General features: G+C 46.1%; 3 protein-coding genes. All 3 read right to left on the minus strand.

What is annotated here, in order from left to right; genetic code table 11:
* Nucleotide 1 precedes the first annotated feature (1 nt).
* From J2X75_RS14665 to J2X75_RS14675, 3 genes are read right to left on the minus strand one after another with little or no spacing between them, the layout of a single operon-like run.
* Entirely contained in the window at nucleotides 2-7747 is a 7746-nt protein-coding gene (locus J2X75_RS14665; RefSeq protein WP_310337435.1) for an SDR family NAD(P)-dependent oxidoreductase, read from the minus strand.
* 28 nt (nucleotides 7748-7775) lie between these two features.
* A complete protein-coding gene (locus J2X75_RS14670; protein ID WP_310337437.1) occupies nucleotides 7776-19718 on the minus strand; it encodes a non-ribosomal peptide synthetase in 11943 nt (3980 codons plus the stop codon).
* A gap of 13 nt (nucleotides 19719-19731) precedes the next feature.
* Entirely contained in the window at nucleotides 19732-23586 is a 3855-nt protein-coding gene (locus J2X75_RS14675) for a type I polyketide synthase (RefSeq protein ID WP_310337438.1), read from the minus strand.
* Nucleotides 23587-23605 lie beyond the last annotated feature (19 nt).

Below are 23605 nucleotides of genomic sequence, written 5' to 3' on the forward strand. Positions count from 1 at the left end.
CTCACTCCCCTGGCCGTATTTCATCCAAACGATGAAGAATGTCTTCGACAGATACTTCCCCGTCCTGCAACTTGTCCAGCATATGGCTTAATGAGTCATTCCAATCTCCGTCCTGCTCTTCTGATGCGGATGTTATCGGTGCAGCTTGCAGGATATGTTGCTCATTGCCTGCAATGTAATTGCTGAGTTTGTCTACAGTTGTATATTCGAACAGATCTACCAGTTTGATTTTATTGGGGAAATGCCGATCCAATAACTCATGCATCTGGCCCAACATGATCGAATCTCCCCCTAATTCGAAGAAACTGTCATAAATATTGATTTCACTGAACCCTAGTACCGAACCGAAGATTTTGGCAATCAGATCCTCAGCATCGCTATATGCTCCTTCTCCTGTCCTGCCATCCAGAGTAACTTCTGCATAACCGGTCTGGTTCTGAGTTTCAGTAAAAACAGTCTTCTCATCAGTAGCGAGGGATCTCAGGTCATCAGATAGTCTCACAGCAACACTTGACATCATACCAAGCAATTTGCTTTCACGATTGATCTCGCCGACGATCACCCGGTTCAAGGTCATTCCCATCGCACGATCCAGCCATGCAATGCCCTGCTCCGTAGGAATGGCGGAGAATACGCCATCCACATTGATACCGTAACGAACGCCCATCCCCGTATCTCTCCATGTGTTCCAATTCATAGTTAGGGTTCGTTTCCCAAGCTTGCTTCGATATGCAGCAAATGCATCCAGGTATGCATTTGCTGCAGCATAGTCCCCTTGGCCCGGAGCAGCAAACACCGAAGAGATCGTGGAGAAGAGCAGGAAGAAGTCAAGATTATCCTCAAGCGTGACCTGATCAAGCGCCCATGTTCCTTGGACTTTGGGACCTGTCACCGCTGAGAACTGTTCCTCCGTCTTGCGCATCAGCATGCCTTCACCAGGTACACCGGCACTGTGGACTACGCCACGAATGGGACCGCAGGTATGTCGAAGTTCATCAAATATCTCACGTAGCCTATCCAGATGCCCGACATCCACTTGATAAAATGAACATGACGTTCCTTTCTTCTCCAGATCCATCACCCGATTTATCGTCTCGCACACTTCCCTGTCTCTGTTCTGATCAAGCCATTCAGTCCACTGGTCACGCGGCGGAAAAGGTGAACGGGCAAGCAAAGCAACATGTCCTGCACCCTTGTCAGCCAAGTACTGGGCGACTTCCAAACCAATGCCTTTCGTGCCGCCAGTAATCACGTATACACCGTCATTTTGAATTGCTGGCGAATGGCCGATTACCGTCGTATCGTCCAAAGTCTCGAACTGTTCCTCATAACGAGTACCTTCCCGGTAAGCAACAAGATATAGCTCAGACTTTCGGCCGATCTCTTGTAACACATCTTCAGCAGAGACAACATCATCCACGTCCAGAAACTTGCAGGATATGCCCATCAATTCCTGACCTACAACCCGTCCCATTCCCATAAAAGGAGCTTGTTGCGGCTGAAGGACACGTTCATTGCCTGTCACTTCGTTCACATAATCAGATACCAGCGTAAGGCTCAGTCCGCGTTCATAACCCACATGTGCCAGCGCCTGTGTAAGATACATCAGGCTGCGAGCCCCACGCTGCTGGGTCACCTCTAATTGTTCGATACTCTCGGGAAATACTGCTTGCTCAGTCGTTGACATATGGATAATATGTGTGAATTGATACTCAGATTGAAGATCGGTTAACAAATCCTCATACGCCTGTTTATTTGAATCAACGCCATACCATCCATCGTCTGGAGTAGAATCCTTTTGAAGTCCAATCTCTACTCTTACAACCTTCCGACCCGCAGCTAGTAATCTCTCATAGATCGATGCCGAAAGAGCAGTTTTTCCTGTGAACAATAATACATCTCCAGATTCGGAGGACATCCATGATGTCCCATCGGTGGATGGAGTGTTAACCCAACGAATAACATGAAATGGTTGTTCCATACGTTCCACTTTTACCGGGGCGACGTCGGGTATGTCCAGCCAGTGTGTCTTACGCTCGAAAGCATACACCGGGAGCCGCACTTTACGAGGTGCCTGTCCGTCATTCCATAATAATGGTGGCAAATCTGCGCCCGCCGAATACAACTCACTAATTTTGACCTGCATGGATTCGTCCCTGTAGAGGCCGTTCTTCCACGCTAATGCGACTTCTTGAATTTCGGCGTTCAAACTTTCCTTCTGAACCAGAGTAAGATCATCCGGACGTCTAATCCCATCCGTACCTGATACCAATCGGTGTTCTCCATAACGATAGAAAACCTTGCCTGCTTCGCCCAGTTCAGACTCCCAAAAATAGAGCCGGTTCAATTCAATCAAACTGGAGACAAGCTCCATTGTCGTATTCACTGCAAAAATTAATCGATGCGGATAATGACTGCGCCCAGCCTGGACCGTGTAACATATATCCTGCAGATCCATTTGTAATAATTGTGGACCATATGCAACGTACCTCGTAACAAGTTGCTGCAAGCTCTCGCGTGATTTGGCCGAAAGCATGAACAACTGTGGCCCAACGTGAGGAACATGGTCAGACAGTTCTTTATGGGTATAGTCTGCCGGTGGTTCTTCCAGCACAATATGGGCATTGGTTCCGCTCATGCCAAACGCACTGACGCCAGCTCGCCGCGGATGGCCTTCAACCTCCCACTTACGAGTAACGGTGTTGACGTATATGGCAGAATCGTAAAACGGGATATTTTCATTGGGTCGATTAAAGTGAATCGTTGCAGGCAATTCCTTGTTTTTAAGAGCCAACGCCGCTTTGATCAACCCGACGATTCCCGCTGCTTCAAGCAGATGACCCATATTGGCTTTGACAGATCCAATAGCACAGAAATTTCGTTTGTCGGTGAACATACGGAATGCATTCGTCAAACTGTTTACTTCAATCGGGTCCCCTAAAGGTGTACCCGTCCCGTGGGCTTCCACATAACCAATAGTCGCAGGATCAATGCCGGCATCATCCCATGCTTTGCGAATCACGTCTTCCTGAGCCGCCGGATTTGGTGCTGTCATCCCGGCAGAACTGCCATCCTGATTGGATGCTGATCCCTTAATGACCGCATAGATTTGGTCGCCATCCTGTTTAGCTTTTTCGAGTGGTTTGAGCATGATTACACCAATGCCTTCGCCAAATCCCGTCCCTTCCGATTCCTCATCAAATGCACGAGTGATTCCATCCATGGATTCCATGCCTATTCCCATGCGTGTATTCGTGTGATGAATCGGCATGGTATGGATTTTAATCCCACCAGCTATGGCCATTTCACACTTGCCGCTACGAATCGATTGACAAGCAGCATCTACAGCAACGAGGGATGATGAACAGGCTGTATCTACGACCATCGATGGCCCTTTCAAGTCCAGCATATAAGATACTCTTCCAGAGGTAACTGCTGCTGTGTTGCCCACCATAGCGCTGGATAGCAGAGTCGGATTGGTTTCATAAATAAGGCGTGAATACATATCGCGAATATTCGGCGAGTATCCAACAAACACCCCGGTATGACTTCCACTAATGTCTTCTACACAACCGGCATCTTCAACTGCTTCCCAGCATGCCTGCAGGAAGAGACGCTGATGCGGGTCCATCAGGCTTGCTTCCTTGGGAGACAAACGGAAAAAGGTATTATCGAACTTATCAATCTCATCAATATAGGACCCTTCCACAATAGCAACGCTGCCCTCAGGAAACTGTTTATATCGAATATAGCGATCAATGGCATCCTTTCGTTCTGCAGACAATGCGGTCCTGCAATCCAACCCGTTGCGAATATTGTCCCAGAATTCATCAGTGTTGTTGGCGTTAGGCAGTTTGACGGAAATGCCAATAATGGCTATGTCCTGTTCCGTTCCTTTCATCGTTGCATGATGTGTCATGTTGTTGCTTCCCTGGCGTTTATCTACCAAAAAACGGGCCAGCTTATAAACCGTTGCGTGCTCAAACAAGTCCGTAATCATAAGCGAACCTGGATCAAGCAGTTCCAATCTGGCATGCATCGTTTTTAACAAGAGGGAATCGGCTCCCAGTTCAAAGAAATTTTCATGGATGTTAATTTCCTCGAAACCCAATACCTGTCTGCAAACATCAGCGACACGTCGTTCTGCTTCGGTGTAATCCTCTTTTTCTTTTCCAGTGAGGATCACCTGATCCGTGCCATGTTGTGAAAGTGATCGGGTAGAAGCCATATCCGCTATAGACCTGGTCCTAGACTTCATTCTCTTCAATCTTTCGAGCAAAGGTGGAGCAACCCGAATCCCTGAACGCTCGAGTAAAGGAATGCCCCCACCATCTATGTTTAATTCCCCGATAATAACGCGGTCTACTTTTTGAGTAACAACGTCTGCGAGAGTATGGATCGCCTGTTCAGGCAAAATGGCCTTAAATATAGTATCCGCCGTAAAACCCGAGCGTGCTGCCATTCCCCGCTCCCTCCAGGTCACCCAGTTAATGGCGAGTGTGTGAAGTCCCTGCTTGGTTCGTTGTGCAGCGAACGTATCCAGGTAGGCATTGGCTGCAACGTAATCTCCCATAGTCAACGTGCTGAATGTTGTAGCGACAGAAGAACATAGCAGCATAAAATCAGGCTGATCTTGTCGGGTAAGTTGATCAAGCAGCCATGTCCCCCTGATCTTGGGCGCCAACGTGCGCTTGACGTCATCTTCACTCTTCTGATCGGTAGACAGATTACTGCCCGTTCCTGCACAATGCACAATTCCACGTATAGAACCAAACGTTTTTCTGATATCATCCAACGTATGAGCAAGACGCATTTCATCGGATACATCTACGCTAAAATAAGTTACCATTGCTCCGAGACTTTCCATGGCATCTATTTCACGAATAATCTGCTGAATAGCAGTTAGGTCTTTCCCATTCTTACGAAGCATTGGCCATTGCTCTCTGTTGGGTAATTCTGTCCGTCCCAGTAGGACAATTCGTACCTTTGCCTGACCAGCCATCCATCTCCCAATCTCTGAACCTATCCCCCCTGCTCCACCAGTTATGATGTATACTCCATCTTCAACCAGTTGCCAGTCCCTATTTTCCTGAGTCTCCGTGTTCCATTCATCCAGCTGTTCAACATAACGAATCCCATTCCGATAGGCAGAATTCTCGTTGGAGATGCCTATACCACCAACCAACTCCGGAATAGATTCAAGTGAACTATGTTCATCTCTGTCAATGCACTGACAACGGATATGCGGATATTCCTTTCCTATAACGTTAGCCCAGCCAATCAAGGCAGCGTGCTCAGGATACAGTTCCACTTCGTCCCCCGTCACTTGATAAGCAGTTGTCGTAGCAATTGATATTTCTACAGGGCCAGACACTGCTCTCTGCACAAGGGATTTGACCAGTCTGAACAGACTCAGAGGACCCTCTATTTCCGCCTGAGAAAGATCCGCCAGATTGTGCACCTGCATTCTGGGCGTTGAACTCAGTAGATGAATAACCCGGGTTATATCATTGAAAGGCAGTGCACCAAGCAGGTGATCATAAGCATCCTCTGAAGAAAGTTGCACTAGACCTGAGAGTCCTTCCATAACAGCAACATCTCCGTCAAATGTCACGGATACCAGCTTTCGTCCCAGATTACGCAAGGTGGTTTCGAGCCTTTCGCCTTCAAGGTCTTTAGCTTTTCGCAATATCAGGGTTATCCCATCATCAATTGGCTGCTGCGACTCATCGGGTTTGGGTGGTTCCAAAGAGTCCGCGATCCAGCGTGTTCTATACATGCTCCGAGCCATGTCAGCTGTCTGGCCTTGATCCATGTCCGATTTCCAGTCCAGCCAGCATATGTTCGGTTCAAACTGGTATGAAGGAAGTGGAATTCTGCGCACAGACTTTTCTCTGTACAGATCCTCCCAACTCACATCGGCTCCCTGAACATACAAATCACAAATGGCCTCCAACAGCACTTGCCTCGGATGAAGATGAGGTTCAGCAAGCCATGCCTTGGCCTTCTGTCCAAGTAGTCTGGCCTCCTGCTCCGTGATTTCTCCTGTACTTCGCGTGGACTCCCCTGCACCCGCTGTTATAATCCGATGCATGCCTGTACGCACTCCGTTTATCTCGAGATCTGGACCCCCATTCGCGTCTGATACCAGCTTCAATTTTCTTTCCAAATCCTTGCGATCACTGTAAGTGATCGCAAGCCTTTGAGTATAGTGCCCCCGTCCGGTATTAGCCGAAAATGATAGATCTGCCAGCGAAAGTTCAGGATCTGAAGCGAGCAAGGCCTGATAGGCATGCACCAGCTTTGTTAAGCTGGCAGCACTTTTGGCAGAGATCGTCAAAATTTGCATATCCGGGATCGTTGCGGGATCTGCCCTGTGATAAAGTGGCGGCTCTTCAACTACAATGTGACTATTGGTTCCACTTAGACCAAACGCGCTGACACCACATCTGCGTGGAGCTCCTTCGGCATGCCATATTCTAGGGCGTGTGTTGAGATAGACCGGAGAATCTTCAAAGTTGATTTTTGAGTTTTGACGCTGAAAATGAAGTGTGGGTGGCATCATGCCTTCACGCATTCCCATAATAACCTTGAAAAGCGAAGCCATGCCGGCTACACAATCCAAGTGGCCCACATTCGTCTTCACTGAACCGATAGCACAGAATTGTTTCTTGTTCGTAAACTTTTGGAACGCTCTGCGAATGGCCTCAAACTCTATGGGATCTCCCATATCTGTCCCCGTACCATGTGTTTCAATATAATTTAGCGTCTCCGGGTTAATCCCCGCATTTTTCCATGCTTTCACCAGCAAATCTGTCTGTGAGGCGGTATTAGGCGCTGTAATGCCAACGGAAGTTCCATCCTGATTCACAGCACTTCCTTTAATGACTGCGTAAATATGGTCTCGATCCTTGAGTGCTTTGTTCAAAGGTTTGAGTATAATAGCAGCAGCGCCTTCACCCCACACCGTCCCATCCGAATCTGCATCGAACGCCTTCACTTTGCCATCTGGCGCTTCCACACCAAGCTTGTTCCCTTCATCCAGGGGAAACAAACGTATCTTTACGCCACCAGCGACAGCCAGATCACAATCTCCGTTTCGAATGGCCTGGGACGCGAGATGGATGGCTACGAGAGAAGATGAGCATGCTGTATCGAGACAAAGGCTCGGCCCCTTCAGATCCAGCAAGTAAGAAATCCGGCTAGCCAGAATGGAGGCCAGATTACCTGGAACTGCACTGGGATCTGCCTGAGGTTCCAAGTCAGTAATTAATCTTTTGTAGTCATATACTTCATCGTTACGAAACCCAACGTACACACCTGTATTGCTTCCTTTAAGTTTACCGCCTCCATATCCCGAATTCTCAATGGCATGCCAGGCCGTTTCAAGAAACAACCGCTGATTGGGGTCCATGAGAGAAGCTTCACGGGGAGACAGGTTGAAGAAACGATAATCGAATCGGTCAATATGATTCAAAAACCCTGCTTTGGTATATGTGACCGACTCTCCCCGTGTCTTCATATAATAATCTGTGAAAGATTGTCGTTCTGCGGGAAAATCGCTGATACTGTCCACACCGTTAACCAGATTGCTCCAATATGCCTCGAGTTCCTCTGCACCCGGGAATCTGCCGGACATTCCAATAATGGCAATGTCCTTAGTCGAAACACTCTCGATATCGACCGATTCTGCCCCGGATTCCAGGAGATCATCCAGTTTAATACTTCCCATTAATCCTTTTCTCATTTTGCTCTCCTTTACAGTCGGCTTGAGATCATTCGAGTATCGGGTTCAGTAGTTTAAAGTAGAGTTGCAAGAGTGACTCGACCTTGCTTTTCCGCCATTTAATTGAACGGAATCCACATATAAAGTGCAGGCTGTCCTCCTGATGAACCACTTGTAACGTTAAGTCGTACAGTTCTGACACCGGCACTCCCGAAGCAACTGCACCAGCGTTATAGAACAAAGGTAAAGTTCCCGTACCGGGTTCCTGCAAAAGTGTACTAACATGCTTGGTGTGGAAGGTCTCTCTGCCATCTTGACCCTTGGATTGATGGATAAGCTGGAATAATTCATTAAATTGTTCCAACGATCCGAAGTCCAGATCAAATACTTGAATATAATCGGACTGCCCAATGGCTGCATGCACACTCATCCGATCACTGTTGGAGGTCTGTGCGAGAAGGTACGCAAAGCCGGCAAATAAAATATCATCCACCTCCACGTCCCACCTGCTGGCAGCATTCACCACACGATCATAGAGTTCTGCTGATAAGGCAAACTGCAACTCTTCTGTTTCGTTTGATGTTGAATCTCCCTCCACGAAATAATCCATGGACAAAGGAATGCGGGATCTTGATACATGGATTACATCCATCTCGTCCAACTGATTCTCGATAAATGCGGTAATATCCGAAATAGTTGGCAAATTAAACATGTCGGTTATTTTCACAATTCCCGGATATTGGTCATCAAGTCTGGCATGTGCTTTGATCATCAGAACAGAATCGCCGCCGATCTCAAAGAAATGCTGATTCACACCAATGTGAGCATTGCCAAGTACTTCGCTCCATATCTGTACCAATTGTTTCTCAATATCATTGGCGGGAGCCTTGTACTGGACCTGAGCTGTGTGTAGAACTGTTGGTTCAGGTAATGCATTACGATTGATTTTTCCATTCGCTGTTAGAGGGATGGCTTCCAAACGGATAAAGAATGCAGGCACCATGTACTCCGGCAATCTGGATATCAGAAACTCTCGCAATTCAGCAATGGAAACTTCTTGATCAGAGACATAATAGGCACACAGATATTTTTTCTTTTGCTCGTTCTGCCTGTCCATTACATACACACGCTTCAAGGCGTGGTGCTGAATGAATATGGCTTCAATTTCACCAAGTTCCACGCGATGCCCCCTGATTTTGATCTGGTTGTCCTTTCTGCCCAAAAATTCAATGTATCCCTCTTTGCGCATGACGCCATGGTCTCCCGTTCTATACAAACGACCAAGGAGCGGATGCTGAATGAATGCTTTCTCCGTTTTATCCAAGTCATTCACATATTGATTTGCAAGACCTACTCCGCCGATAAACATCTCACCTGGAACATCAACCGGACATGGACGCAATTTATAATCGAGCACATGGAATGTTTGATTCGCCAACGGATACCCGTAAGGGATACTGTTCCACTCATCAGATATTGATTTAATAGGGTAATAAATGGACCAAATGCTAGCCTCTGTTGCACCACCAAGACTCACAATGCTTGCATCAGGACACAGTTTTCTGACTTTGCCCGGTAACGATAGAGGTATCCAGTCACCGCTGAGTAGTATAAGACGAAGACTGCTTTGATGATTACCCTCGTTTATGTTGTTTACTGCTCTTTCTATATCAGAACTTTGGATATTTAACTTAGCCAGCGGAGCGGTCTGTGCACCCAGGACTGCTACGGAACGTTCCGTTAGTAGGGATGGGTCAGCAGCCATTGGGTTTTCGCCATAGGATATCGATACGCTTGGATTTTGTCTGATATAATTTCTGCTGCTCCATTCTTCCGTAGAAGCCATTTCATCGTCTGGCTTCAATCCTGCTTCCACCGTGTGAAGCCAGATCTGATTTTCATTTAAATTGAATAACGGTTTTACTTTATCAAAAGGCATATCTCCGATCGAACACATCCCAATGCCCAACATCTCTCCAACACTGTTTAGTGTGGACACCATAATTCCGGTATCAATAAGGGAGTATAAATAGCCTTGCGCGCCATATTTCGGCATGGTTGCTTCAGCGTTGTAAATGAAGAAAACAGTAAACGCTGAAGACTGATAAATGGACCTGTTCGTGTAATAGTGCATTTCATCTGAGAATGACTGGTTCCCATGAATAAGGCGTACCGTGTGATCCACTGGACTAAAGTAGTACAAGCCCGCCTCCATTCCCGCAACTCTCCCTTCCTTCACATACACAAACACATCTATCGGGTATAGTCCTCCCGCAGAAGGATAGTAATAACGAATTTCCTGTCCTTGATCATACTGACCCAGTACTCCCATCAGATCGGAGAACTGTTTCATGGTGACAGGCTGATCCTCCTTAAAGGAACGATGAGAACGTCGCTTGGAGATGAAATCAGGATATTCAACACCACGCTCCAGTGAGACCTCAAGTGTGGTGTTCTCACCGAAATTACGATGCAACTGTATTTTTTTGAATGCTTCGTATGCCTGTGCATCGTATGCCACCTTTTCGTCATACGGATTGCGGAATAACTGCGTCTGCTTCTTGAAAATTTCTGCCGGCTCCATAAGTCCGCTGACCAAAGCACGTTTGCGAATAAGCAGTTCCATGAGCGAATTCACTTCACTAGCAGGTACATTCGGGAAGAAAGAAGCAATCTCGGATTGCCGAATCCCCTTTTGTGCCAAGAAATACAGTTCAGGGAACATACCTGTTGCATATTCAGGGCATTTGAACTCATCCACGTAGATATGCTTTCCATCCATTCGCCACAGCGTGGAGAATGACCAGTGGTACACCGATTCTACTGACTCTTTCTCTACAGCCAGTTGGGTTGACGCCTGAATCTCTTCATCACTTGCCCAACGGTAGCTTCGTCCAGCATCGGATTCCAGGCGATCCATGAACATATCCATAATTGCTGGAACCGAATTCCAGATTGTAACCTGATGGCGATCAACGGCCTCTTTCATCATTCGGATATCTCTTTGGTCGGATACAATTACGAGAGCTGCACCCGAGGAAAGTGCACCGAACACGTCATATACGGATAAATCGAAACACATGGAAGATACGCCAAGCATGCGATCCTTCTCATGAACACCGAACTTTCTGTTCATATCCTGAATCGTATTCGTTACAGCCCCATGAGTAATGGCAACCCCCTTCGGTCTACCCGTACTTCCCGAGGTATAGATTACATATGCAATGTCATCAGGTGTTCCAGATGGCTCACCTTCGAGTAGAGGATAACCTGAAGCCGAGACCTGATCATAGGCATCCACGTCCAATACAATTTGACAATCACTATTCTTAAGCATGTAAGCTTGCCGATCTTCAGGATAATCCGGATCAAGTGGTACATATGCCGCACCAGTGCGAAGTATAGCCATTACATTTACAATGGTCTCCATACGGCGCCTTGCTACAACGCCAACTCGAACCCCTCGCCCGATCTCCTGTTCAAGTAAATATCCTGCCAGTTGACCGGATCTTCGGTCCAGCTCCGAATACGTCATCCGCTCATCCTCAAACAACAGTGCGTCCTGATCTGGATAATGTTTAGCTATCCGGTCAAACAAATGTTGCAATGTTGTTGGCATGATATTTTCTTCTGATTGGTTATACCTTTCCAAAATGCTGCGATCGACTGAAGGAATGTCAGGCCCTGTAATCGTTTCTCCCACAATTAGGCCATCCAGCAGCGCAATATATTGCGCAAACATCGTTTCGACCACCTGTTGGTCAAACAAGTCATCCACGTAATCCCAGGTTAGCGTTAGTTGCCCTCCCGCATCCGAAGCCTGATGATCCAGATATACCTGCGATGTTTGGCTAACCCCAGTTCGAACCTTTCCAATCAGTCCCTGAGTTGCTTCAGATGTCTCACGTTCATTAAAGATCATACTTGTGAAGACAATTGGCATTACGGTCTTGTTCCCCATTTGATGATGCTTGGAGAGATCACGTATGAATTCAATGCCTTCATAATGCCTGTGCTCCAGCGCCTCCAGTATACTGTCCTGAACATGACGCACATGACCCATAAAATCATTCCCCGAAGCCATATCCACATCAATTAAAATCATGGAAGTAAAGTCCCCAATGATATCCTGTATGCTTGGGTGGAATGGATAACGATTGAAGACTGTCAGGTTCAGTGCAATCTTCTGTTGATTGCTCCAGTACGATAAGATCTGGGCATAGGCTGCACAGAGAAGCGCTGAAGGTGTTAGCCCGTGTCCATTAGCAATCTTTTTCAATATCTCCCAACGCTGTGGTTCAAACACTTCATTAAGTCGCTTGAATTTCGGCTCGCTGATCTGTGCAGGATCTATCTTCAATGGGAGTGCAGGTGCTGCTGGGAACTCCTCTACTCGGGCAAGCCAGTATTGTTTGTCAGCCAGATACGTATTCGATTTACGGAATTCATTGTAAGCAAGAATATAATCGCGGAATGTAAATGGATTAGGCTCCGGATTAATCTCGGGATGATGATAGAATTTCAGTAGATCATTATTGAAGATCTGTATGCTTGCCCCATCAGCAATGAGCAGATCATATCCAAACAATAGCAGATGTGTATCCGTAGATATTTTTTTGGCGCGTATCTCAAATAAAGGCCATTTCTCCAATTCAAAAATATGATGAGACATGCGTTCTCTTTCGGCTATGATCACCCGTTCCATCTCGTCAGGACTCAAACCACTGATATCTTCAATATCCATCCGGTATACAGGTACATGTGGAAGGATTCGTTGCTCTCCGGTAGGCAGGATAATTGCCCGCAGCATAGGATGATGTTCAATCAGCTTGATTAGTGCTTCATTAAAGCGCGTCATCTCCAGTTGAGTTTCGAATTCAAGGTAACCGTGTGTAGAAGTGCCCCCCATTTCAAAAGCCTGACTTCTTCCTGCGACATAAGCCATCTGTACCTCGGTCAGCGGGAATGGTCGGCCTTCAGGATCAGGGCATGGATCATGCTGCGGATAATGAATTGTTCCCACTGACTCTTCATTTTCCACAGAGTTCTCAAGCAGAGCCGCCAGTTCATAAATATCTCTCAGGGCCATAAATTCCTTGAAGCTGAGACGCTGATTGAATTCCTGCCCAATCCGATTCACCAGCTGCACCATTAGAATTGAATTGATCCCCATCTGGAAAAAGCTGTCGTGAGTTCCTATTCCATTCATACCAAATACCGATTCACAGAGTTCAATTAACCTTTGCTCCGTTGGGCTTTCCGTTCCTGCAAGTGCACTGGACTGTTGTCCAAAGGTTGGTTCCGGTAACGCTTTCCGATCAATCTTTCCATTGGGTGTAAGTGGAAATTCAGGCAACTGGATTAAATGCTGAGGAACCATGTAATCCGGAAGTGCTTTTGCCAAAAGACGCTTCATCTCCAATTCGTCATAGCTTCGCTCCGCTGAGTAATAGGCTACCAGTACCTTTGTTCCTTGCATGTCCACTTTATCTATAACGACAGCCTGCTTCACGCTAGGAACTGTAGATAGTCGGCTTTCAATTTCTCCAAGTTCAACCCGATAACCCCTGATTTTCACTTGGGAATCCCGTCTGCCAAGGAATTCAATGTAACCTTCTCTTCGCAAGACTCCAAAATCACCTGTGCGGTATAAACGTCCCAATTCCGGATGATTAAAAAATGCATTGTCGGTCCTCACCGGATCATTAAAGTATCCTTGAGCCAATCCTGCTCCACCGATACACAGCTCACCAATGACATCGACTGGACTCAGACAACCCTTGTAGTCAAGCGTATAGAATGTCTGATTCGCAAGTGGTCTTCCATACGGGATGCTCTTCCAATCAGACTTGACAGTATCAATGGGATAATAGATAGACCAAATGGATGCCTCTGTCGCACCTCCCAAGCTGATAACCTGTGCTGAAGGAAAACGCCCATGCACTTGCTCTGGCAATTTCTTCGGTATCCAGTCCCCACTGAGCAGGATGAGTCTTAATTGTTCATTGGTTTGATCGGTTACGTAATCTGCCATCAGTTGCATAATGGCTGGAACTGAATTCCAGAGGGTTACTTTATGCTGTTGTATCGCGTCGTACATGTCATGAATATCACGCTGATCAGCAATGATCACAAGTGCTGCACCCGTCGCAAGTGCACCGAAAATATCATAGACTGACAGATCAAAGCACATTGAAGAGATACCAAGAATCCGATCTTGATCCGTCACTTCAAACTTCATATTAATATCCCGAATGGTATTCATTGCCGGTCCATGGGCAGTAGCTACCCCTTTTGGAGTTCCTGTGCTGCCAGAAGTATATATAATGTAGGCAAGATCGTCAGGTGCTGCACCATTTTCCAGTGGCTCCACCGGAAATTCAGCCAGTCCCTCAACCGTATAAAGTTCGGGTAACAGCAACATTTTGCAGTTACTATTTTGTAAAATGTATTGCTGACGATCTTCAGGATAATCGGGATCAACAGGCACGTATACCGCTCCTGCTTTTAGAATGCCGATGGTATTCATAATGGTCTCCATACCACGTTTGGCTAGCAATCCCACCCGGTCTCCCCGTGTTATTCCTTGTTGCGTCAAGTAATGAGCGAGTTGATTGGAACGTTCATCCAGCTGTTGATAAGTCAATTGCTGATTACCGTATATCAATGCTGTCTGATAAGGAGTCTTGGTCGCCTGCTCCATAAAAGACCCATGCAGTGTAGATATAGGAAATGATTGTGCTGTTGCATTAAATGCCTTCCATATGGCCTTATCCTGTTCAGGCAAACCTGGTAAAAACTCGATATCCTCTTGCTCACACAGATGAGTAATTATCGCTGTATAATCATCGAACATGGCGGAAAGTGTATCGTAATGAAAAAGATCCTGTATATAGTCCCAGTTAATGGTCAGTCTCCCGTCAGTCTCCATTACCTGATTATCAAGGTAGACTTGGGAAGTCTGGCTGATACCCATTTTCAGATCACCGATATGCTGCCAACTTCCAATGGCATCCACAAATAATGTGCTGGTGTATACAATCGGCATAATGGCGGAAGTACCCGCTTCTCGATGACGGGCCAGTTCTCGTATGAATTCCACGCCGTCATAATGTCGATGTTCCAACATATTGAGCATGCCACTCTGCACATCTCTTGCTTGTTCCCAAAAAGGTTTGTTTTGTTGTTCGTTAATTTCAAGCAACATGATGGATGTAAAATCACCGATAATTTGATTGGTTTCTTCATGAAATGGAAAGCGGTTAAACGCCGCCAGATTGATGGCAAGTCGATCCTGATTGCTCCAACGGGCCAAAACTCGAGCAAAGGCAGTACACAGAAGCGCGGAAGGTGTTACATTTTTTTGCTGTGCCTTATGCTTTAATTGGTCCCACGGATCTTGTTCCAATATCCAGCTTAGCCGTGAAAAATGCGGTTTCTTGATATGTCTGGGCTCCTGCTTCAACGGAAGTGCTGGGGCGGAAGGGAAAGTGTCCAACTGATCCATCCAGTACTTCTTGTCACGTGCGTACATCTCACCTTTTTTGAGTTGTCCGTATGCCATCATATAATCCTTGAACGAAAACTTCAGTGCAGGAAGTTCCGTTTCCGGCTCGCGGCAATAATGCACCAGGTCCTCTCCAAGGATCTGGATACTCGCACTATCACAGATCAGCAGATCATAACCGAATAACAGGTAATGCCGTGTATCATCTATTTTAAAAGCTTTGAATTCAAACAGCGGCCATTGGCTCGGCTCAAACACATGATGGGACATTCGATCCCGTTCCACCTCAATGTGTTTCCACTTTTCCTGCTCATTCAGATGGCACACATCAACGATTTCCAGTTGATAATCTGGTACCTGTGGCAATATTCGTTGTATGCCCTCCGGCAATATGACCGCTCGCAGCATTGGATGGCGCTGAATCACTTTTTGCAATGCAGTCTGGAAATGCGCCATGTTCAATTTGGTTTCCAATTCCAGATAATAGTGAGTGGATGTTCCCCCCATCTCAAACCGCTCGTCTCGCCCTAACAGATAAGCCATCTGTACTTCTGTCAAAGGGAAGTCCTCATACAGGGTCGCCGGATCCGGCTCTTGCTGGGGATACTCGGATATCGCTCCAGTTTCCTTGAGTGCACTAATCAGATGAATTGCAAGCTTTGCCAGATTCATACCTTCAAAGAAAGTGTGGTAGTTTAGATGAACATGGTAGCGTACCCGTATTTCAGTAATAATGCGCATCATTGATATTGAATCAACGCCAAGTTCAAACAAGTTGTCATATACATCTAACCCGGTAAACCCGAGAACATGTCCCACCAGTTGGGCAAGTTCCTTCTCCGTAGTTGTATATATACCGTTATCTCGTCCGTGCAGTTCAACCTTTTGTTCATATTCAGTTCTCGTCAGCTGGTTGTTATGATGATTCAAATGATTACGTCCCTGTTGAATTCGAGCTGTCATGGCTTCCGAAAATCGAATAATCCTTGACGACTCTAGCAACGGTAGGAGTTCACTCGCATAATTGGGTTCACCGATCAACACTCGACGTATACGACGGCTCAATACCATGTCAAAAGCACTGATCGCTTGATGAGTCGCTAACGTCTTGAAAGCTGTATCCACATTCAGACCAAATCTGGCAGCCATCCCGGTTTCCTTCCAGGCAGGCCAGTTAATAGTTAGCGTTCGGCCCGATCCATTTGCGCGGTAAGACGCAAAGCTATCCAGAAAACAGTTTGCAGCAACATAATCGCTCTGTCCCGGTTCTCCTAACATGGATATGCCAGAAGAAAACATAACGAAGAAATCGAGTGGTTCCTGCGCTGTTACTTGATTCAGAACCCAGGTTCCCTGAACCTTCGGTCTCAGAACCTCTTGGAATGCAACCTCTTCCTTGCGGATAATCAAGCCATCATTGGCAACACCAGCGCTATTAATTACCCCATGGATTTGTCCATATTTTGTTCTCAACCTCTGCACAACCTGAGTCATCTGCTCCAGATCGGAGATGTCTGCACTGATTAATTCAACACTTGATCCTCCGGCTTCAAGCTCCATAATGGTTTTCATTCGTTCAATCATTTCTATGGATATTATCTTTGGATCTTTTTCTTGAATAAGCTTGTCCCACACAGTGCGATCAGGCATCGCCTTACGACTGATTAGCGCCAGACGAATGCAGCGCTCATTAGCCAGATGCTTCGCGAATTGCAAACCAATTCCGCCTGTTCCACCAGCAATAAGATATAAACCGTTCTCACGAATAGTTACTTCCTCATGACTGGCTTCCAGAATATTGGCAATATCCAATTCTTCTACGTATGACTGATTATGTCGATACGCTACTTGGAAACGGTCATGGGAGCCATTCAATTCTGCATAGATCGTATCCGCATCGGTATCTGTATCCACATCAATGAATCGGCAGGATATCTCCGGATACTCCTGTTCAATGACTTTCGCGAATCCGTTAAGCGTTGCATTCTCCGGTCTTACCTGACCTTCATAACCCGTAACTGCATTCGCTAGAGAGGATATGAATTGAAGCTGAAGTCCCTCTGTCATATGATGATGTAGAATGGCACGGGTCAAATAGAATGCACTCTGAATTCCACGGTCCTGGCTTAACTTCAATTGTTCCTCGCTTTGTAAATAATCATCTGAATCATTCTCTGCCAGAGTAAACCCGTGAATAATACTGGTTAGCCCCTGACCCTTAATATCATCCAATAACTGAATGTAGTCACTTTCATCGCCACGAATCACATAGTGCGAATCATCATACTTCTCGTAACGATCCCCCCAGGCTACCTGAATGACTCGTGCTTCGGGCTCACGCTCCAATCGAACCGTCAAGGCAGCACTGACTTGATCGTTTCCGCGGAAGAGAAGTACGGTGCCTTTCATTTTTGAGACGACAGAATCTCGAGATACGGGCTTATATCGTTGCCATACAGCTTGATAAAACATGCCCTCTGCCTGTACCTTTTCTGATCTTCTGTTACGTTTTGGAATGTCGATCCAACATCTGTGCGTCTGAAATGCGTAGGATGGCAAACTGACCTTGTATACACTCTGATTCGCATAAAGCGCTTCCCAGTCAGCATCGCCCCCAGAGACATAGAATGAAGCAGCTTGATGTAACGCATTGACGTCTTGCTGCCCACTGTTCATGAATTTTCCAAGAGCTTGTCCCAGCGATACGCTCATCTCATGTCTGGATGAGAGCGACATTCTGAATTCCTGATCCGCTGCCTCCTCATCTTGAACCAGCTTGTGAAAACCGGTATAGATGTGCGAACCATGTGAAGTACCAAATAGCTGCTTTGAACGCTCCAGCTGGGTAAGTTTCTGATGCAAATCGATGTTGCTGTTCATTATGATTGCTACCCGATATGGGAATTTCCCTCTTCCCGTGTTGGCGGTATAACATATATCTTGTAATGTTGGCAGTTCATCTTTTTCAAGAAAATAGATATACTTACTGATCATCTGACGCAGCGATTCCTCAGACTTGGCGGACAACGTCAGAATGGATGGATCTGTTACAGAAGTGTTCGCTTTATGCTCTGCATTTGCCCGATCCGGCGCTTCCTCAAGCACAAGATGACAGTTGGTTCCCCCAATTCCAAAAGAACTGATACCACACCGTCTTGGAGTTGTTCCATCCGTGGTCCACTCTCGCAGTGTAGTATTCACGTAAACGGGTGATCCACTGAAGTCAATCGCTCTATTTGGCTTTTCAAAGTTCAAGGTTGGAGGGAGTTTTTTATTTTTCAGCGCCAGAATTGCTTTAATTAAGCCAGCAGTTCCAGCCGCTTCGTACAGATGACCGATATTGGTTTTAACCGAACCGATCGCACAAAATTGTTTCTTGGAAGTATATTTCTTAAACGCGTTCTGAATTCCCTTAATCTCAATGGGATCTCCCAATTCTGTCCCCGTACCATGCGGTTCGAAGTACGAGATCGTTTCGGGATCAATGTTACCGTCCTCCCACGCTTTTACAATCAACTCAGCCTGAGTGGACGGGTTCGGTACAGTCAATCCGCCAGAACTTCCATCCTGATTGACGGCCAAACCTTTAATTACCGCATAGATCTGATCCCCATCACGCATTGCAGCGTCTAGTGGTTTCAGCAATAAAGCAGTGACTCCTTCGCCCATTCCCGCCCCATTTGCAGAATCATCAAATGTTTTGGTCCGATAGTCTGGAGATTCCATCCCGATTTTCTCATTCTGATTCTCGCGTGTCATGAGATGAAGTTTCACACCGCCCGCAATTGCCATATCACATTCCTTGTTCCGTATGGCCTGACATGCCATGGCGACAGCTACGAGTGAAGAGGAACACGCTGTATCAACAACAATACTGGGTCCCTTCAGATTCAGAAGATACGAGATTCGATTGGATAATATGGAAGCCAAATTCCCGACAATGGACAGTGCACTTGTCTGCATCGTTTCGGTAATATATCGCATATACATATCTTTGATATTGTTGGAAAAGCCTACATAGACACCTGTATTGGTGCCCGATAATTTATCGTTACCGTATCCTGCATCCTCCATGGCATCCCATGCCGTCTCCATAAACAAACGCTGATTAACATCCGTTAAACTGGCTTCTTTGGGAGGCAAACGAAAGAATTCATGGTCGAATTGGTCAATATTGTCCAGGTACGCCGCTTCGTAATATTGAATATCTCCCTCAGGTATATCCATATAAGAGAGAATAGCGTCCATATCCGATTTTCGTGTCTTGGGAATGGGACGTATGCAATCTACACCACTTTGGATATTATCCCAGTAGTCATCCAGTGTTTCCATATTGGGCAACTTGGCTGAAATACCGATGATGGCGATATCCTTGACGGGTTTCTTTTCCCCTTCTTTTAGCATTTTCACGATCTGAGCCGCCGTTGTTTTGTTCATCTTCTGGTCCTTGACACTCTCTACCAGGAGCTTCAGAATTTTCTCCACGCTTCACGTCCCCCTACATCTTTTGAAGGTTGATGATTGCTTCATCCAGATCCATTGCTCCACGTTCGATCTCATCGAACAGATTCTCAAGATCTGTATCCCGTTCCTCTTCAAAAGTTTCCTTTTGAGGAGACTGGTGAGGCTTCTGCTTTTCTGTGGTGCTCATATAAGTAGTCAGTCTGGAGATACTTGGATATTCAAACAGATCGGTCAGTATGAGTTTTCCAGGGTAGGTTTTGTCCAATTTCAAGAAAATCTGCTTAATCATAATGGAGTCTGCACCGAGTTCGAAAAAGCTGTCATGCACATTCATCTCTTTAATGCCTAAATATTGTCCAACTATATTCGCAATAGTCCGGTCCATCTCCACGGAAGATTCCAATTCAAGTTCATGCTCTTCCCTTGCGATCTGAACAGTAGAAGCGGATTCCTTCTTCATTGATATTTGCTTTGACCTCTCCGGTATTTTCATCAATGTTTGTAACCTTTGTCCGATGTTGGCATCAAGATGAAAGTGGTAGTTATTCAAAATGTTTAAATAGGGTGAATTCCAGTTCATTTCCCCCACCAGCAGACGGTCGGTCTGTTTTCCCATTATTTCGAACAATCGATCCAATGCCCACTCTTTGGGCATCGCTTTGAATAAGGTGTCAAAATCAAACCCGGCTCTGGAAGCCATGCCTACCTCTTTCCAAGTAGTCCAATTCAGTGTTATCGTACGCATCCCTTTGCGGTTCCGCATCGGGGCATAGGCATCCTGATATGCATTCGCGGCGGCATAAGCAGCCTGTCCAGTAGAACCAAATAACGTAGCGACGGACGAGAACATGACTAGAAAATCCGGCTGATCTTCGGCTGTCAGCTGATCCAGTAGATGAGTCCCCTTCACTTTCGGAGCCAGCATTGCCGTAAACTCTTCCTCGGTCATCTGGTCAGCATGTTGTGTACTACCAACGCCTGCTGCATGGATGATGCCACGTATACAACCAAATCGACTTCTTAATTGTTCAATGGCTCGACTTAACTGATCGGCATCGGCAACATCAGCTCCAAGATACGTCATCTCTCCGGCCCGTTTCTCCATATCAAGCAACCGAAGAAGCTTGCTTTTTAGAACTGGTGAAGTATTTTTTGCATTTAGAATAATGTCCCAATTGTGACGTTTGGGCAGTGGCGTTCTTGCAATCAAAGCCAGATTCATACGTCCTAATGACAGTAAGCGTTCAGCAATCTCCATCCCCAGACCACCAAGTCCGCCTGTAATAATGTATACGCCGTCTTCTTTCCAGTTCATCTCAGCATCAGGCATGGAACAGACATCAGCAGGTGCAAATTCAGCTTGATATGCTTGTCCGTTTCTAATCGCCAAAGACTTCTTCTCCAACGGCCCCAAAATGTAGCGCAAATACTGAGAGGTATCCCAATCTTGGTCAACATCTATACAGAAGCATTCGAGATTCTGAATCTCACGCTGTACCGTCTGTCCGAAAGCCAGCATCGCTGAATTCTCCGGATACAGAACTTTCTCGTCACCCGTCACTTCATTAGCAAAGCTTGTCACCAAAATCATCTCAACCTGCTCTGCAAAGACGTGTGAGCATGCCTTGGTCAGTCTCCATACAGACATAAGACCTTTGCCCAGCCTGTTTTCCTTAGTTTCTACATGGTCAAGTGATGCTATATGCACGATCCGATAGGACCCTCCAAAGGACACTTCCTGCAAAAGTTTCATGTAATCACTCTCGTTATTTCGAATTACATATGTCTGTGCATCCTGTTGAAGGTAAGATGTTCCCAATATAACTTCGATAACTGCTACTCCAGCTTCACGAATTCGGTTCACCAACTGGGTTGCATGTGGCTGTGTATCATCTCTTATTAATAAAATACGTTCAACATTATGGATGCTGGATGAGTTAGTCTTGTCGATCTCGCTCCAAGGCTTCCATGACAATGAATAATACATCGCTTCTTCCTCAGTCTGTACCGAATTATCGGGATTAGTATCGATCCAGCACTTACTCTCCTCAAATGAATATGCGGGCAAGCTCAACTTGTTATAGGTCACATCTGGATAGATTCTTGACCAATTGATCTGAGCTCCGCCTTGATAATGTGTGCACAACCCCTTTAGCACGGTTGCTCTATCGCATCCTTCGATATGCCACTTCGAGATAAGTTCTTCCGTAGTGAATATCTGATTACTGTTCTTGAATGTATCCTGTTTATATTTACCGGTCTTGGGTTCTGCAAGAAAGTCGTTTAAATGCTGCAGCAATTGATCCAACGAATTGACCACCCACACTGCTCGGTGTGCATGATGCTGTCTTCCAGTAGCTGCTGTGCAGCATACATCCCTAACATCGGCCTTCGGGTTCTCATTGATCCACTTCACATATGATTGCACCTGACTGGAGAGATTTCGGGATGATACACTTGAGATCAAAAAGGGATAATGTTCATCGCGCCCCAATTCCACTGATATGTTCGGAGCTTCTTCCAGTACAACATGACAATTGGTGCCGCTTAACCCAAATGAACTAACTCCACATCTTCGAGGAGTGGCCGCTCTTTCCCACTCTCTTGAAATGACATTGACATAGACTGGTGATTTATCAAATTCAAATTTTGGGTTTGGCTTATTAAAATGAAGTGTAGAGGGAATACGTTTGGATCTGAGTGCCATAATCGCTTTCAACAGACCCGCTAACCCTGCACTGTCGTACAAATGACCTACATTGGACTTAACCGATCCTATGGCACAGAATTGTTTTTTGTCCGTAAATCTGCGAAAAGCCGATTGGATACCTTCCAGTTCAATCGGGTCCCCAATGAGCGTACCTGTTCCATGTGCTTCCAGATAGGAAAGACTCTCTGGATGAATTCCAGCATCACGCCAAGCATGAGTCAGTACTTTTTCATGAGCTACCGCATTGGGAGTTGTGATCCCTGCCGAATACCCATTCTGATTCACAGCTGTGCCTTTTATGACTGCATACACATGATCATGATCCCGCAATGCCTGTTCCACAGGTTTAAGTACAACACTTACTACACCCTCACCCATTCCGGACCCATCCGCATCTTCATCAAAGGTTCTTGTTGTCCCATCACTGGATTCAATACCGATTTTGTAATACTCTTTATCCAGTGGAATCATATTCAGCCTGATCCCTCCAGCGATAGCCATATCACAGCTTCCTTCACGTAACGCACGTACTGCCATATCCAGAGCAACCAGCGAAGAGGAACATGCTGTGTCTACAACCATAGCCGGCCCCGTCAGATTAAGTAGATACGCAATTCTTGCAGGAATGATGGACGAAAGGTTGCCTACGGTAGCGATTGGTAACATGTCCGGACTTAATTCCTCGACCATCTGTTTGTACTTGTAACCTTCTTGATCTCCGATTACACCCACGTACACCCCTGTTGAACTTCCGGCCAAACGGTCACCACCATAACCTGCATCCTCAACCGCACGCCATACTGTTTGCAAAAACAATCGTTGGACCGGACTCATCAGCTTGGCTTCCTGTACACTCATACGGAAGAAGGAATAATCAAATTCATCAATTTCGTCCAGATAAGCTCCGTTCAAATAACGTACATGCTCCAATGAACCTTGCTTGTGAAGCAAGTATTGATCCAACTGGCCCTTTCGACGATTGGGCAATTCACGTATGCAATCAATTCCATAATCAAGCATCTTCCAAAATTCATCCAGCGACTCTCCGGTCGGCAACTTTGCACCGATACCTATAACAGCTATATCATGTCTATTATCCGTTGTTATATCCAGTTTAATAGTAGTGTCCTGGTCATCTTTTTCTCCCCATTGCTCTCTGTCGAACAATTGATCAAGCATGGCCGTCCCCCTATGAAAT

Origin of the sequence: Paenibacillus sp. 2003, assembly GCF_031455635.1 — a bacterium.
Taxonomy (GTDB): domain Bacteria; phylum Bacillota; class Bacilli; order Paenibacillales; family Paenibacillaceae; genus Paenibacillus; species Paenibacillus amylolyticus_B.